The sequence below is a fragment of the Mycobacteriales bacterium genome, from assembly GCA_035533475.1.
GTDB lineage: Bacteria > Actinomycetota > Actinomycetes > DATLTS01 > DATLTS01 > DATLTS01.
The window spans coordinates 166,684-181,567 of sequence record DATLTS010000018.1 but is presented as its reverse complement, the minus strand read 5'-3'; the positions used below and the strand labels follow the sequence as shown (position 1 = coordinate 181,567).

14 protein-coding genes are annotated in these 14,884 nt (G+C 74.6%); 4 read left to right on the top strand and 10 right to left on the bottom strand.

Features of this window, described 5'->3' with window-relative positions:
• Nucleotides 1-192: 192 nt before the first annotated feature.
• Together VNG13_03745 and VNG13_03740 are read right to left on the bottom strand one after the other, a co-directional pair.
• Nucleotides 193-675, bottom strand: coding sequence for a YbhB/YbcL family Raf kinase inhibitor-like protein (locus tag VNG13_03745; GenBank protein ID HVA59637.1), 483 nt, complete (start codon nt 673-675; stop codon nt 193-195).
• 29 nt (nt 676-704) lie between these two features.
• On the bottom strand, nt 705-1,793 hold the full coding sequence (locus VNG13_03740) for an alcohol dehydrogenase catalytic domain-containing protein (GenBank protein ID HVA59636.1): 1,089 nt from the start codon (nt 1,791-1,793) through the stop codon (nt 705-707).
• Between the two features lie 186 nt (nt 1,794-1,979).
• Here VNG13_03740 and VNG13_03735 point away from each other — a divergent pair, with 186 nt between their 5' ends.
• The gene (locus tag VNG13_03735) at nt 1,980-3,269 is read left to right on the top strand and encodes a pitrilysin family protein (GenBank protein HVA59635.1); all 1,290 of its coding nucleotides are present in this window, start codon (nt 1,980-1,982) and stop codon (nt 3,267-3,269) included.
• Nucleotides 3,266-4,621, top strand: a complete 1,356-nt coding sequence (locus tag VNG13_03730; GenBank protein ID HVA59634.1) for a pitrilysin family protein — start codon at nt 3,266-3,268, stop codon at nt 4,619-4,621. The genes VNG13_03735 and VNG13_03730 overlap by 4 nt, the downstream gene beginning before the upstream one ends.
• Here the strand turns inward: VNG13_03730 and VNG13_03725 are convergent.
• The 5 genes from VNG13_03725 to VNG13_03705 are packed head-to-tail and all read right to left on the bottom strand — an operon-like array spanning nt 4,598 to nt 9,389.
• Complete coding sequence (locus VNG13_03725) at nt 4,598-5,347, bottom strand: SDR family NAD(P)-dependent oxidoreductase (protein HVA59633.1); 750 nt, start codon at nt 5,345-5,347, stop codon at nt 4,598-4,600. The two genes, VNG13_03730 and VNG13_03725, sit on opposite strands and share 24 nt — an antisense overlap.
• Nucleotides 5,341-6,678, bottom strand: a complete 1,338-nt coding sequence (locus tag VNG13_03720) for an FAD-binding oxidoreductase (GenBank protein HVA59632.1) — start codon at nt 6,676-6,678, stop codon at nt 5,341-5,343. Before VNG13_03720 ends, VNG13_03725 begins: the two co-directional genes overlap by 7 nt.
• Nucleotides 6,671-7,594 (bottom strand): decaprenyl-phosphate phosphoribosyltransferase, encoded by a 924-nt coding sequence (locus VNG13_03715; protein ID HVA59631.1) that lies wholly within the window; start codon nt 7,592-7,594, stop codon nt 6,671-6,673. The genes VNG13_03720 and VNG13_03715 overlap by 8 nt, the downstream gene beginning before the upstream one ends.
• A gap of 5 nt (nt 7,595-7,599) precedes the next feature.
• Nucleotides 7,600-8,769 carry a phosphodiester glycosidase family protein gene (locus tag VNG13_03710; GenBank protein HVA59630.1) on the bottom strand — a complete coding sequence of 390 codons (1,170 nt, stop codon included), beginning with the start codon at nt 8,767-8,769 and terminating at the stop codon, nt 7,600-7,602.
• On the bottom strand, nt 8,769-9,389 hold the full coding sequence (locus VNG13_03705; GenBank protein HVA59629.1) for a hypothetical protein: 621 nt from the start codon (nt 9,387-9,389) through the stop codon (nt 8,769-8,771). The genes VNG13_03710 and VNG13_03705 overlap by 1 nt, the downstream gene beginning before the upstream one ends.
• Before the next feature lie 100 nt (nt 9,390-9,489).
• Here VNG13_03705 and VNG13_03700 point away from each other — a divergent pair, with 100 nt between their 5' ends.
• Nucleotides 9,490-10,878, top strand: coding sequence for a HAMP domain-containing sensor histidine kinase (locus tag VNG13_03700; GenBank protein ID HVA59628.1), 1,389 nt, complete (start codon nt 9,490-9,492; stop codon nt 10,876-10,878).
• Nucleotides 10,875-11,612: a response regulator transcription factor gene (locus VNG13_03695; protein HVA59627.1), complete on the top strand. Its 738-nt coding sequence runs from the start codon at nt 10,875-10,877 to the stop codon at nt 11,610-11,612. The genes VNG13_03700 and VNG13_03695 overlap by 4 nt, the downstream gene beginning before the upstream one ends.
• Here VNG13_03695 and VNG13_03690 read toward each other — a convergent pair.
• From VNG13_03690 to VNG13_03680, 3 genes are read right to left on the bottom strand one after another with little or no spacing between them, the layout of a single operon-like run.
• Nucleotides 11,609-12,604 (bottom strand): hypothetical protein, encoded by a 996-nt coding sequence (locus tag VNG13_03690; protein HVA59626.1) that lies wholly within the window; start codon nt 12,602-12,604, stop codon nt 11,609-11,611. The two genes, VNG13_03695 and VNG13_03690, sit on opposite strands and share 4 nt — an antisense overlap.
• The gene (locus VNG13_03685; GenBank protein ID HVA59625.1) at nt 12,592-13,680 is read right to left on the bottom strand and encodes a hypothetical protein; all 1,089 of its coding nucleotides are present in this window, start codon (nt 13,678-13,680) and stop codon (nt 12,592-12,594) included. Before VNG13_03685 ends, VNG13_03690 begins: the two co-directional genes overlap by 13 nt.
• Complete coding sequence (locus tag VNG13_03680; GenBank protein HVA59624.1) at nt 13,670-14,866, bottom strand: Rieske 2Fe-2S domain-containing protein; 1,197 nt, start codon at nt 14,864-14,866, stop codon at nt 13,670-13,672. Before VNG13_03680 ends, VNG13_03685 begins: the two co-directional genes overlap by 11 nt.
• Between the last annotated feature and the right edge of the window lie 18 nt (nt 14,867-14,884).

The window sequence follows — 14,884 nt, the reverse complement described above, 5'->3', positions numbered from 1 at the left end:
TCGCCGACGAGCTCCTGACCCTGGCCACCGCCAAGGGACAACCCGCCCACAAGCCCCCCGTCACCCCCGCGTGTCAGGCGGACCTTTCCGGATGACGCAACGACCCGAGCTTGCCGGACCTATTGACGTGAGGCAACGGGGAGGCTCCCGGGTCCACCCGGTGAAGGCCACCTGGGCCCGGCTAGGCCACGGCTAGGCCTGGAACAGGCCGGTGAGCGTCCCCTCCGCGAGCACGTGCCCGCGGATGAGGAAGCGGAACAGCGCGTAGGTGGTGGTCGGGCCGGCGCCGTCCAGCTTCGCCACGTCCAGGGCGTAGACGGTGAACCGGTAGTGGTGCGCCGGGTCACCGGCCGGCGGCGCCATGCCGCCGTACTCGCTGGCCCCCCAGTCGGTGAAACCCAGGACGCTGCCGGGTGGGTTCTTTCCGGCCGCCCCGGCTCCCCCCTCGAGGAACGCTTCGGGGTCTAGGTCGAACAGCAGCCAGTGCGTGAAGCCGACCGTGGTGGGGGCGTCCGGGTCGTGGCAGGCGAGGGCGAGGCTCGCCGTCCCCTCCGGGACCCCGGTCCAGGCCAGATCGGGGCTGATGTTGTCACCGCCGGCGTAGCCGTGCGCCGCGGAGCGCGGGATCGTCGACCCCTCGCTGAACAAGTTGCTGGTGACGGTGAGCGAAGCCATGGCGGCATCCTTTCCGAGCGGAGCGACGGTCAATCGGATTCGAAGACGACCAGGCTGCGGCCGCCCTCACCGGCGCGCATCCGGGCGAAAGCCAGACCGATCCCGGCGAGGTCGATCCGGTGGGTGACCAGCCCGAGCACGTCGAGCGAGCCGGTCGCGATCAACGAGCCGAGCCGGGGGATGTCCTCGGCCGGCGCGGACGAGCCGTACACGCAGCCGCGGAGGGTGCGGGCGGACCAGAACAGCTCGAGCGCGCTGAACGTCACCGGGTCGTCCTTGCCCCCCACGCCGACCACGGTGACCTGGCCACCGCGCCGGGTCAGCGACCACGCCTGGCGGATCGTCGTGGCCCGGCCCACGCATTCGACCGCGTGGTCGGCGCCGCGCCCACCGGTCGCGGCGCGCACCGCGACCGCGACCTCCTGGGCCGTCCCGCAGACGAAGCTCGTCGCGCCGCAGGCCTCGGCGAGCGGTCGCTTCCCCTCCGACACGTCGACCGCGATGACCGGGTCCGCGCCGGCCAGCCGGGCGCCCTGGACCGCGGCCAGCCCGACGCCGCCCAGCCCGAGGACGACCACCGACTCCCCGGGGGCCACCCGCGTCGTGGCGGTCACCGCGCCGACCCCGGTGAGCACGGCGCAGCCGAGCAGCGCGCCGGCCTCGAGCGACACCCCGGGTGGCAGCGGGACGACCGCCCGCTCGGGGACGACGGTCTCCTCGGCGAACGCCCCGGTGCCCAGCCCGGCGTACACGGGGGTGCCGTCGGCGAGCTCGGCGTAGGGCTCCGCCGCGGCGTCGGCGCCGTGCACGCACAGGTGCGGCTCGCCGTGACCGCAGAACCAGCACTCGCCGCACGACGGCGACCAGTTGAGTACGACCGGGTCGCCGACCGCCACCGACGTGACCCCCGCGCCGACCGCGCGGACCCGTCCCGCCGCCTCGTGCCCGAGCACGGCCGGCATCGGCTGGGTGAGCGTGCCGTCGGCCAGGGACAGGTCGGAGTGGCAGACGCCGGCGGCGGCGATCCGCACCCGGACCCGACCGGGTCCCGGCTCGGGCAGGTTGACCTCCTCGACGCGCAACGGATCGCCGGCGGTCCGCAGCACCGCAGCGCGCACCCGTGACCCCATGGCGTCGGAGCCTAACCCCCGCCAGGAACCCCTCGATACGGCGTGACCAGCCGCGAGTGTGCAATTTCCGACGCCTCTCGCCGGCGTCCAAGCGTGGGCCCGTGTCGGAAATTGCACACTCGGTGCCCAGCGGCCTGACCACGGGCCGGTCCGCCCGCTCCATATGCTGGCCCGATGCCCGTCAGCGCCCCGGTCTACGAACTCACCGAGTCGACCCTCGACAACGGGTTGCGGGTCGTCGTCAGCCCGGATCCGACCGCGCCGGTGGTGGCGATGAACATCTGGTACGACGTCGGCTCCCGGCACGAGCAGCCCGGCCGCACCGGCCTGGCCCACCTGTTCGAGCACCTGATGTTCGAAGGGTCGGCGCAGGTGGGCAAGGGCGAGCATTTCCGCTACGTCAACGAAGCCGGCGGAACGCTCAACGCCACGACCTGGTGCGACCGCACCAACTACTTCAACACCGTCCCGAGCAACCACCTCGAGCTGCTCTGCTGGCTCGAGGCGGACCGGATGTGGCAGCTGGCCCTGACCCAGGAGACGCTGGACAACCAGCGGGCCGTGGTGAAGAACGAACGGCGCCAGCGCTACGAGAACCAGCCGTACGGAACCTGGATGGAGCGGATGCACGCCCTGGTCTACCCGCCCGGGCATCCCTACCACCATTCGACGATCGGCTCGATGGACGACCTCGACGCCGCCTCGCTCGAGGACGTGGCGGCGTTCTACGCCGCGCATTACCGGCCGGACAACGCGGTGCTGACGATCGTCGGTGACGTCGACGCCGCGGAGGCGCTCGAGACGGTCGGCCGGCAGTTCCGCCGCATACCGCGCCGCGTCGACCCGGTCCCGGGAGTGCCGGGGGCTTCGCTGGAGCCGTTGATCGGGACCGAGCATCGGGAGACGGTGCGCGAGCCGGTCCCCGTTCCCCGGGTGTTCATCGGCTACCGGATCGCGCCGTTCGGCTCCGCGGAGTACGACGCGACCGTGCTCCTCGCCGCGGTGCTGGGCGCCGGCCGGGGGGCGCGGCTCTACCGGCGTCTGGTCGTCGAGCGGGAGATCGCGCAGCCGGGCGAGGGCAACCTGATGGACACGCTGCCGTTCGTCGGCGGCGCCTCGGTGGCGGTGGCGGACCTGGTGGCCCGCGAAGGGGTCGAACCGGCGGCGCTCGAGGCGGCCTACGAACAGGTGCTCGCCGAGGTCGCCGCCGGGCAGGTCGACGAGGACGAGCTGGCCCGCGCCCGGGCGGTGGTGTCCGCCGACTGGCTCGGCCAGGTGAGCGGGCTGGACGGCCGGGCCGACGCGTTCAGCCAGTACGCCACACTGTTCGGGGATCCGGCGCTGGCGAACGACGTCCTGCCGAGATATGCCGAGGTCGAGGTGGCCGACGTCGTGCGGGTCGCGGCCGAGCGGCTGCGCCCGGACAACCGGGCGGTTCTCGTCTTCGTCCCGGACGCGCCGTGACCGGGCCCCCCACCAGCGGCCCGGCCCGGCCCTACCACTTCCCGCGCTTCGAGCGGGTCGCCGTCGCCGGTGGCGGCACGCTGATCGCCGCGCACATGCCGGGGCGCCCGATGGCCACCGCGCTGCTCGTCGTCGACGCGGGGGCGGTCACCGAGCCGCCCGGCCGGGAGGGCGTGGCGCTGCTCACCGCCCGGATGCTCGCGGAGGGCACGACCCGCCGGGATGCGTTCGCGTTCGCGGTCGCGGCCGAGCGGCTCGGCGCGTCGTGGTCGGCGGACGCCGACTACGACTCGATGCGGGTCGGTTTCGACGTGCCGGCGGACGAGTTGCCGGCTGCGGTGGACCTGCTCGGGGAGGCGGTCCGCGAGCCGGCGTTCGGGGCGGAGGCCTACGCCCGCGTGGGCGCCGAGCGGGTCGACGAGCTGGCCGTCGAGTGGAGCCAGCCCGGCCCGCGCGCCGGAGCCGCGTTCGCGGCCGCGCTGTGGGCCCCGGAGTCCCGCTACGCCCGGCGGGATGGCGGCGAGCCGCAGACCGTCGCCGCCGTCAGCCGCTCCGACGTCGTCGATTTCCACGCCGCCCGGGTGCGGCCGGAACGGTCGACGTTGGTCGTCGCCGGGGACCTCTCCGGCCTGGACCCGTCGGCGCTGGCCGAGCGGATGTTCGCCGGCTGGACCGCGGCGGCGCCGGCCGGTGCCGTGGTGCCCGACCCGGCGTCGGCCCGGGACGGGGGCCGCCGGGTCGTAGTCGTCGACCGGCCCGGCTCGGTGCAGTCCATGCTGGTGCTCGGCCACCCGGCGCCCCCGCGCACCACCCCGGACTACGTGGCGATGTCCACCATGGCGCTGGCTTTCGCCGGGATGTTCGGCTCCCGGATCAACTACCGGCTCCGCGAGGAGAAGGGCTACACCTACGGGATGTTCGGTGGGTTCGAGCTCCGTCGGCACGGCGGCATCTTCGCGCTGCGGGCCGCGGTGCAGCGCGAGGTCACCGCGGCGGCGCTCGGCGAGGCCATCGCCGAGCTCCAGCGCACCGCCGCCGGCGGCATCACCGCCGCGGAGCTCGAGATCGCGCGCAACTACCGGGTGGGGGTCTTCCCGGTGAGCTTCGCGCAGCCGCACGCGGTCGCCGGTGCGCTCGGCGACCTGGTCATCCACCAGCTGCCCGACGACTACTTCGACCGGGTGCGCTCCGACGTGGCGGCGGTCGGCCTGGACGCGGTGAACGAGGCGGCCGCGACCCGGTTGCTGCCGGACCGGTTGGTCAGCGTCGTCGTGGGTGACGCCGATGGCCTCGACGGCCCGCTCGACTCCTTCGGCGCGGTCGAGCGCTCAGCGGCGGATCCGTCGCCATAGCGGTCGCGGGACGAGCCGCAGCGCGACCGCGAGCAGGCGCAGCGCCGGGGGGACCCAGACCGTCGCCCGGCCGCTGCGCAGCGCCGCGGCCACCGCGCGCCCGACGTCTTCGGGGCGGCAGGAAAGCGGCGCGGGACGCATCCCGGCCGTCATCCGCCCGGTGACGAACCCGGGCCGGACGATGAGGACCCGGACACCGGATCCGTGCAGGCTGTCGGCGAGCCCCCGGGCCAGCGCGTCGAGGCCCGCCTTGCCGGCGCCGTAGACGAAGTTCGCCCGCCGCGGGCGGACCATCGCCACCGACGAGAGCACGACGATCGTCCCGTGCCCCTGCTCGCGAAGCCGGGCGGCGGCGGCGAGCAGGACCGTGGCCTGGGCCAGCAGGTCGACCTCGAGGATGTGCTCGGCATGTGCCGGGTCCCGCTCGGCGAGGAGCTGGTCGCCGAGCACGCCGAAGGCGGGGATGACGAGGTCGACCGGCCCGGCGGCGAAGGCCCGCTCGACGACCTGCCGCCGATCGGTGGGATCGCCGGCATCGAACCCTTCGACCCGGGTCACGCAGGGCAGGCCGCCCGCCACCGCGGCCAGCCGGCCGGCATCCCGGCCGGCGAGCACCACCTCCGCGGTCGCCGGCAGGCCGAGGGCCGCGACGATCGCCAGGCCGATCTCACTGGTTCCGCCGAGCAGGAGCACCCGTCGGACGGCCGGCGCCGCTGCCCTCAACACAACCCGGTCCGCCGGCCGAGATCCGAACGGAACCGGCCGTCCGGGTCCAGGCAGGCGCGCGCCCGCCGCCATTCGGGGATCCGCGGGTACATGGCGGAGAGCGTCTCCGGCCCGGTCCGGCTGTCCTTCGCCAGGTAGATCCGCCCGCCGGCCGCCACCACCTCGCGGTCGAGCTCGTCGAGGATCCGGTCGGGCCGGCCACCGGCCGGGGACAGGTCGAGGGCGAGCGACCAGCCGGCGATCGGGAAGGAGAGCGGGCCGGGGGTGGCGGCGCCCATCCGTTTGAGGACCGCGAGCAGCGGCGGGGTTCCGGCCGCCCGGAGCCGGTCGATCGACGCCCGGAGCAGGTCGGCGGCGCTGTCCGGGACCGCGTACTGGTACTGGAGCAATCCGCCCCGGCCGTAGAGCCGGTTCCACCCGGACACCGCGTCCAGCGGGTGGAAGAACGCGTCGGCCGCTCGAAGCTGGATCCCCCCGGTGCGGGCGTAGCGCAGCGCGTTGAAGAGCCGGATGCTCCGCGGGCCGAGCGGGCTGATCGGGACCGGCGGCGCGGGCAGCACGCGCCGGGTACGCACCCCCAGCGGGTCCCGGCGCTCGGCCGCGGGGAGGTCGTCGATGCCGGCGTGGTCGGCCTCCTCGAGTGCCGCGCGGTAGCCGGTCGGCGCCAGGCAGTCGACCCACGCCACCCGGTACGCCGGGCCCGGTTCGGTGGCCATCCGGGCGAGCAGCTCGTCGAAGTCGTCGACCCGGCGGGTGACGACCCGCATCCGGCTGGTCGCGACCGGCAGCAGCCGGATCGTGGCCCGGGTCACGATCCCGGTCAGGCCCATCCCGCCGACGGTGGCCCAGAACAGCTCCGGGTCCTCACCCGGGCCCAGCCGCCGCGCGGCTCCGGCGCCGTCCACCAGGTCGAGCCCCTCGACCCAGCGGCCGAAGCTACCGGCCCCGACGTGGTTCTTCCCGTGCACATCGGCGGCGATCGCGCCCCCCAGCGTCACCTGAGCCGTCCCGGGCAGCACCGGCAGGGTGAACCCGCGCGGGAGGGTGTACCGGACCAGCCGCCCCAGGCTGGTCCCGGCGGTGGCGGTGACCACCCCGCGGGCCGGATCGAGCTCCACCCCGGCGTCGGGCGCCACCGGCGCGAGCACGATCCCGTCGGCGTTCGCGGCGGCGTCGCCGTAGCTGCGGCCGAGGCCGCGCGCGATGAGACCGTGCGCCATGGGGCGGTGCATCATCCGCCTTACGACACCCTCGCTGTCCGCGTGCACGAGTAGCGCTCGGCTTCGCGTGGTTCGGCCCCAGCCGGTGAACTCCTGCGGACGGCTAGACATGCCCGGGGCCGACGAGGAACGCCACCAGCCAGGCGACGGCGCAGACCTGGAGCAGCCGGTCGGCGAGGAGCAGCCGCTCCGGTTCCCCGCCGAGCCCGCGGTCGCTGCACCAGCCGTAGCGCAGGACCGCGCCGGTGACCGCGACCGCGGACAGGCCCGCGGAGACGGCGATCGCCGACGGCCGGGTCAGCGCCCAGCCGAGGTAGCAGCCGAGCATGACCGCGGCGGCGGCCTGCCGGGCCCGGCGCAGGCCGGCGGCGGTGTAGCCCCGCAGCGCCGGTCGGTGCAGCCGGGCCCGCGGCAGGCTGAGCTCCGCGGAGCGCTTGCCGAGCGTGACCATCAGGGCCCCGGCGCAGACCACCCCGAGGAACCACCCCGAGGGGGGCACCCCGGTGGCCGCCGCGCCGGCCAGCGGCCGCAGCACGAACCCGGCCGCGACCGCCGCGAGCTCGAGCCCCGGGACGTTCTTCAGCGAGCGGCTGTAGCCGAGGGTGAGCGCCGCGTAGGCCGCCACGACGAGGACGAGCTGCCAGCCATTGACGGTCCCGGCCAGTGTCGGGCCGGCGACGAGGAGCACGCCGCCCGCGACCGTGGCCCGCCGGATGGACAGCCGGCCGGAGGCCACCGGGCGCAGCCGCTTGCGGGGGTGCCGGCGGTCCGGCTCGACGTCGCGCACGTCGTTGATCAGGTAGGCGCCGGCGGCGGTGAGCGTCATCGCCGCGAAGGCGACGGCGGCGCCGATCGCGACGTGCGGCTGCAGCCAACGGCCGGCCGCGAACGGCGCGGCGAGCACCAGGACGTTCTTCAGCCACTGGCGTGGCCGGGTGGCCGCGAGCAGCACGAGCGGTCCGGCGGACCGCGGGGTGGCGGGATCCACGGTCAGGTCGGTGGGCTCGGCGATCGTGTCGTTGGCCAACGTCGTCAGGCGCCGCTGTAGACCGAGAAGAAGTCCCGGCTCACCGGCTGGTAGTAGCGGTTCGGCGGTTCCTGCATGTCAGGCAGGAGATTACGCGGGCTGGGGCTCGCCGGGTCGCCCGCACCGTCGTAGAGGACGAAACTCGCCCAGGCCGGGTTGATGTCGAGCTCCATCGCCCGCACGCATCCGGCCCGCACGAACAGCTGGGCCAGGGTGGATACCGAAAGGCTGTTCCCGGCGGCGTAGACCAGCGCCCCGTCCGCGGTGACCCCGATCCCGGTCCGGTAGACGTAGAACTTGTTGCCGAGGGTGGCCCCCCAGCGCTGTTGGACGTTCTGATCCAGGCCCGGCACCGGCCGGCCGCCGTCGACGATCAGGTCGAGGTTCTGCCGGACGGCCACGACGTCGGCGCCCATCGTGACGTCGCGTCCCCACTGGCCCACGGTCGCCGTGCCGTTGCGGTAGATGACGATCGACGCGGCCCCGGTCCGGAGCGCGCCGTAGGCGTGCCCGTAGGCGTAATAGCCGCCCTGGGACGCGTAGAGCCGGAACCCGGAGTTGAAGGCGGCGAGCAGACCGTGGCGCTGCCCGGGCGGCAGCGTGTCGGGCTGGCCCCACTGGCCGGGCGGCGGGTCCTCCAGCCCCGGATGCAGCGCGAAGACCAGCAGCTTGGGGTCCATCCAGACGAGGCCGCTGACGTAGCTGGTGTGCACCGTGTCCGGCCGGACGAAGGCCACTGCCATGGCCGGGAGGGCGGCCACCCCGGCCACGACGTGCCAGCTGCCCTCGCCGGGCAGGGCGGGTGTGGCGAGCGGCGGGATCGGCGCGGGCAGCGGCAGGGCCCGGGGGTCCCGGGTCCGCGCGGGGGCCACCGGGATCGCCAGCAGGCTGGGCAGCCCGTTGCGCGGGGTCCCGCCGACCTGGGGCGGGTTCAGGTCGTAGCGGATCCGCTCGGCGAAGTCGATGATCGAGGAGAACCCGTGCGTTCGGGCCCACTCGGCGACCCGCGCGGCCAGGCTGTCCGTCCCCGGGCGGGTGAGCGCCGGGATCAGCGAGGGGGCGGCGACCAGGGTCAGGACGAGGCCGACGCCGAGCAGCCCGCTGAGGATCCGGTGCCGACGCCACCATCGTGGGCGGCGGGCCTGGGTGCGGGCCGGCACGGTCTCGACCGACATCAGCGACCCTGGTCGTGGACGGAGTGCCGGAACTGCCCGCTGGTCCACGGCGAGGCGGCCGGGAACACGGCGGCCGCCAAACCGACGCCGGCGGCCAGCGAGCCCGCGACGAGGAGGCGGCGCAGCGCCCGCCCGGGCCGGTCGCCCCCGCGGCGCCAGTCCCGGGCCGCCAGCCGGCCGGTTTCGGCGAGGTGGCCGAGAACGTGCACGGTCATGACCGCGAACCACAGGGCGAAGGACACCTTGTGCGCGGCGACCAGCCGCCCGGGCGCCCCGGGCGTGACGGCCAGCAGCGCGATCCCGCTGGCCAGCACGAGCACGGTGGACACGACGACGAGCGGGCCGGTGACCCGCATGACCAGACTGGGCGGGCCCTTGCGCACATAGGGCCTGTGCCCCCGGTAGTAGCGGAGGAACCGGTAACCGGTCGACCCGGTCTTGAGCAGGACCGGGGGCACGAGGAGCAGCCCGACGAAGATATGGACGCCGATCAGCTGCCGGATCGCCAGGATGGTCACCCCTTCCGCGAACAGCAGCAGGAGGAGCAGCGCGCCGGTGGCCCCGGTCAGCCGGGCGTTCCCCTCAACCCCGACGGCGTCGAGGTCAGTCCCGGCCGGCATGCCACGACGCTAGACAGAGCCGGTTCCACCGACTCCCAGCCGCGCGCCAACGGAGGGTCAACGCTGGGCGTTCTCCCCGGTCGCTTCCTACCATCGGGGGGTGAGCGCACCCCGGCCCCCGACCGCTGGGCGTTCCCTGCGCTCCCGGATCCTCATCGCGACGCTGGCCATCACCGGTGCGGCCGTTGTCGGATTCGGCGTTCCGCTGGGCGTCGCCCTGAACCGGATCGAGCACGACCGGGTGGTCCTGGGTCTCGAGCGGGAGGCCAGCCGGGTGCTCGCGGTGGTGCCGGACGAAACGCTGGTGACCTCGCACCAGCTAAGTATCCCGGCCCCGCTGCCCATTGCCCGGGACGTCGACGACCGGTCGATGATCATCGGCGTCTACGACGTCGCGGGCCGCCGGATCTCCGGCGCCGGCCCCCCCGGCTCGGCGCTGGCCGCCACGGCGACCACCACCGGGCGCGAGCAGGTCGGGACGGAGGCCGGCCAGCTCGTCGTCGCGGTGTCGCTCCGGTCGGACCAGCCGAGCTCCGGCGCGGTCCGGGTGGCGGTTGGCGCCGGGGACGTGCGGGAGGACGAGCGGGCCAGCTGGCTGCTGATGGCCGCGCTGGCTGCCGCCATCCTGCTCCTGGCCGGCGGCACCGCGTTCCTGCTCGCCCGGCGGCTCAGCCGGCCGTTGGAGAACCTCTCCCGCAACGCCCAACTGCTCGGCGAGGGCGACTTCACCGTGCGCACCGAGCACACTGGGGTCCGCGAGATCGACGCCGCCGGGCAGTCCCTGGACGCGACGGCCGGCCGGCTCGGCGCCCTGCTCGATGCGGAACGCGCGTTCAGCAGCAACGCCTCGCATCAGCTGCGGACCCCGCTGACCGCGTTGCGGCTCAACCTGGAGACCCTGCCGCTGGATCCCGGCTCCGAGCTCCGGCCGGTGATCGGGCAGGCCCTCGCGCAGCTGGACCGGCTCTCCTCCACCGTCGACCAGCTGCTGTCCCTGACCCGTGACGTCGAGCGCCCGCAGGTACCGGTCGACCTGGCCGGGCTGCTCGACGACCTGCGCGGCCGGTGGGAGCAGCCGGCCCGCCGGGCCGGCCGGCGTCTCACCGTCGAGCTGAGCGGCCCGCTGCCCGAGACGCGCGGCTCGGCCGCCGGGCTGGCCCACGTGCTGGACGTACTGGTCGACAACGCCCTGCACCACGGCGCCGGCGAGATCACGGTGGCCGCCCGCAGCACCGGTCACGCCGTCGCGATCGAGGTACGCGACGAAGGGCCCGGGGTGGTGGGGGATCCGGACGCGGCCTTCTCCCGGCGCAGCCAGAGCGTCCGCGGGCACGGGATCGGGCTCGCCCTCGCGCGCTCGCTGGTCGAAGCCGACGGCGGCCGGCTCGAGCTGACCACCGCCGGGCCGCGGCCGGTGTTCACCATCGTGTTCCCGGCCCACGGCGCCGTCGCGCCGGTCGATCCCGCCGCCACGGCGGTCCACCGATGAACGCCGGCTCGCCGGTGCGGGTGCTCCTCGTCGAGGACGATCGGGGCATCGCCGAGCCGCTGCTGCGCGGGCTCGCCGCGCACGGCTACCTGGTGGCGTCGGCGACCTCCGGCGCCGAGGCGCGGAGCGCGCTCGACGAGAGCATCCCGGATCTGGTGCTGCTCGACCTGGGCCTCCCCGACGTCGACGGGGTCGCCCTCTGCCGGGAGTTGCGGGCCCGGGTGCCCGGGACGGTCATCGTCATCCTCACCGCGCGCGACGCCGAGGTCGACGTCGTCGTCGGTCTGGAGGCTGGGGCGGACGACTACATCGTCAAACCGTTCCGGTTCAGTGAGCTGTTGGCCCGGTTGCGCGCGCACCTGCGCCGGCAGGCGGTCCTCTCCGATCCGGCGGAGACCGGGGCCGACCCGGGCGAACCGGCGCCCGCCGCGCTGCGGGTGGGCCCGGTGGTGCTCGACTTGGCCGCCCGCCGCTGCACCATCGGTGGGGAGCCGGTCGAGCTACGGCCGAAGGAGTTCGCGCTGCTCGAGGCCCTGCTGTCCGAGGCCGGTCGCGCGGTCACCCGGGAGCAGCTGATGGCCCGGGTCTGGGACGAGAACTGGTACCGGTCGACCAAGACCCTGGACATGCACGTCGGCATGCTGCGCCGGCGGCTCGCCGACCATGGCGAGAGTCCGGACCTGATCACCACGCTGCGCGGCTACGGCTACCGGTTCGAGACCGATCGGGACTAGCCCGTGGCGGGGAGCTCGGTGAGCAGGGTGACCCCCGGGTCGTCTCCCCACCGGCGCAGCGCCAGCCCGGCGGTCGGCGAGGGCCGCAGCGCCGCATCCAGGAAGGCGATCACGGTCTGGCGCACCGCGACCGCGTCGGCACTGCTGCCCACGACCGGTTCGAGGTGGCTGCCGTAGAGCACGTCGAGGTAGTCCTTGGGCCGGAGCAGGGCGGCGAACAGCGAGCGGGACAGCCACGGGGGGTTGATCGTGTCGGCCCGGCCCTGCTCGACCAGCACCGCCGTCGGGAAGGGCGCCACGGTGCCCCAGGTCGGCAGCTGGCCGGCCAGCACGACGTAGGCGGACACCCGCCGGTCCCGGTCCGCGGGCACGACGAGCATGGCGGCGACCGTCTCGGCGCCGTCCGAGTGGCCGACCACGCCGATCAGCGCCGGGTTGACCGCGCCGGCGAGCCACCCGCCGGGCCGGCCGGCGTCGAGCATTGCCGTGATGACGACGGACAGGTCGGCGGGCTGGTTCGGCAGGTCGTCTTCCCGGGCCGGCCCGGGAAGACCGGCGCCGCTGATCGGGAACAGCGGGGCCGCGACGACGTAGCCGTCGGCGGCGATGTCCGCCAGCAGGAGCCGGTAGGTGTCGGGGGTGACGTCGAAGCCGTGCGCGAACACGACGAGCGGGAACGCCCGGCGCAGCGGCACGGTGCCGGCGATCGGGTACCAGACGGTGGTCGTGAGGGTCCGGGCCGGATGGGCGCCGGACGGGCCGCGGGCGGGCGTCGACCTGGTCGGGTCGACGATGGTGACCGTGCGGATGCCCACCGCGAACGGCGGCCCCAGCCGGGGCGGGGTGGGTCGTGGCGGGGCGGCGGGGCTGCGGGTCACGGCGGGGACCGGCGTCGCGACCGGCAAGGGCAGCGCCCGGGGTGCGCTTGCGCAGGCGGTCGCCGTCACGGCCAGCACGCCGACCCCGGCCGCGCGCCGGATCAGCCGGTCCACGGGTGGGTTGGCGCGGTCCGGTTGTCCGGGGCGAGCAGGTCGAACCCGTCCGGGGTGTGCAGCAGGCCCGGGCCGGCACCGGGATGGTCGTCGATCCCGTACTGCCACACGATCGTCATGGTGCGGGGATCGATGATGACGACCCGGTCCCGGTAGTCGTCGTTGGCGGCGATGAAGCCGCCGGGCAGCATCTCGGCCAGGCTCGGATGGTTGAGCATGCCGTGCCCGGCGACCGGGCGGTAGGTCCAGAGGATCTGGCCTTCGCGGTTGAACTCCAGGATCGCGCCGGGTTTGGCGTAGTCGGCGATCAGGTAGCGGTCCGGGCCGATCTGCTGCGGGTCCGACGGGTAGGCGATCGGCAGGTGCACGGTCCAGCGCAACGCGCCCTGCGGGGTCAGGTCGGTGACCCAGGACCCGATGATCTCGGAGACCAGGATGTCGCCGTCGGCCAGCGGCGTGTCGCCGTTCGGGTAGCCGAGGCTGGTCGGCGGGTCGTGCACGCAGCTGCCGTTGCCGACCTGGCGGACCGGGTGGCCGCTCGGGTCGATCCAGAGGATCCGGCAGTTCAGCGCGTCGGCCACGATCACGTCACCGTCGGCGAGCAGGAAGGCGTCGTCGGGCTGGTTGAGGTAGCCGGGCGCGCGGCCGGCCACCCGGGGGTGCCCGTAGCTCCAGAGCACCCGCCCGGAGGGGAAGCCGAGCTCGACGATCGTGTTGTTCTCCTCCTCGTTGGAGATCAGCCCGGTCGCCTGCCGGATGAAGAACGCGTCGTCGGGGAAGTAGAAGCCGCCGGCCGGGGCCGCCGCGCTGTGCGAGGGGAAGACCCACAGCACGCGCTTGCCCACCGTCACCTGTAGGAGCCGGTTGTTGCCGCGGTCGGCGATCAGCAGGGTGCCGGCGAACGGCACCGCGTCGGTCGGAACGAAGGCCGGGCTGGCCGACCCGCTGGGCCGACCCGCCCCGTGGTGCGCGGCGGCCGGTGTCGCCCCGGACGCGCAACCGGCGACAGCGACCGCCCCCCCGAGCAACATCGTCGCCAGCCGGCGGCGGGTGGATCCGTTGGTCTCAGTCGACACGGATGTTCCCGTCCACGATGTGGACGGGAATGCTCGGCAACGGGCTCGGCGGGGGACCGGCGATGACCTGGCCGGTGAGCGCGTCGAAAACACCCCCGTGGCACGGGCATTGGAACTGCAGGCTGGGCTGGTCGAACTGTACCGAGCAGCCGCCGTGCGTGCAGACCGCGCTGAACGCGACGAACTTCACCCCGGACGGATGCACGATCCAGGCCGGTTGCCCGGACGCCGGGTCGGTGAACGAGGCGGCCTGGCCGACCGGGACCTGGCTGGTCCGGCCGATCGCGGTGCCGGGGGCGTTAGCCGATCCGCTGGCGGGTGGGCTCGACGGCTGCGCCGATCCGGTGGCGGCGGGAGTCGACCCGGGCGGGTTCGCCAGCGGGTTCCCGAGCGCGCTGCCCCCGTGCGTGCCGCCGAGCACGCGGCCGGCGGCAGCGGTCAACCCGCCCAGGACGACGCCGGCCCCGGCCACGACCGCGGCCAACTGGCCGCCGCGCAGCAGCGTCCGGCGGTTCACCTCCAGCGCGAGGTCCGCGCGGAGCGTTTCCGGATGTCCGAGGACCGGACAGCGGCTGACCCGGTTGCAGCTGCCGTCCCGGCCGAGGCCGCAGTGCTCCTGGCGGGGGCAGATCTCCCGGACCCGGGTCGCGGTCAGTCCGATCACCGCGGCCTCCGGGCGCAGCTTGAATTCGCGCCGGGCCCGGGCGGCGACGACGGTGTCTAGCGAGAGCACCCCGGCCGCACCGGTGACGATGAAGGGGGTCCAGGCGAACAGGAAGACGATGTCCGCCCCGTAGTAGTACGGCGTCGCGTTCCAGCTCACGGTGAGGAAGAAGGTCAGCGAGAGCAGCGCCCCGGCGACCGCCGCGGCCCGGGCCCACAGGCCGAGCGTCGTGGCCAGCCCGACCGCGAGCTCGCCGACCGCGATCAGCAGACCGAGCAGCGCCGCGTGATGTGCGGCGATGCCGACGAGGCCCCCGATCGGGCTGTTGTGCTGGAAGGAGCGGGTCTGGGCCTGGATCGAGGTCGGGTCGTGCGCGTTGAAGAAAGCCGGGTTGGCCAGTTTCTGCAGCGCGGCCACGGTGAACGTGACGCCGAGGAAGGCACGCAGCGGCAGCAGCAGCCAGCCGGCCTGCCGGAAGCCGCGGGTGCGCCACTCACGGCCCAGCAACCAGTCGGGGGTCATTGCGCCAGGCTCCCTGTC

Bases quoted from the DNA above. Each gene is read 5' to 3' on its own strand.
- VNG13_03705 (HVA59629.1), bottom strand. From the start codon at position 9,389: ATGCCGGCCGGGACTGACCTCGACGCCGTCGGGGTTGAGGGGAACGCC.
- VNG13_03680 (HVA59624.1), bottom strand. From the start codon at position 14,866: ATGACCCCCGACTGGTTGCTGGGCCGTGAGTGGCGCACCCGCGGCTTC.
- VNG13_03695 (HVA59627.1), top strand. From the start codon at position 10,875: ATGAACGCCGGCTCGCCGGTGCGGGTGCTCCTCGTCGAGGACGATCGG.
- VNG13_03710 (HVA59630.1), bottom strand. From the start codon at position 8,769: ATGTCGGTCGAGACCGTGCCGGCCCGCACCCAGGCCCGCCGCCCACGA.
- VNG13_03745 (HVA59637.1), bottom strand. From the start codon at position 675: ATGGCTTCGCTCACCGTCACCAGCAACTTGTTCAGCGAGGGGTCGACG.
- VNG13_03720 (HVA59632.1), bottom strand. From the start codon at position 6,678: ATGTCTAGCCGTCCGCAGGAGTTCACCGGCTGGGGCCGAACCACGCGA.
- VNG13_03735 (HVA59635.1), top strand. From the start codon at position 1,980: ATGCCCGTCAGCGCCCCGGTCTACGAACTCACCGAGTCGACCCTCGAC.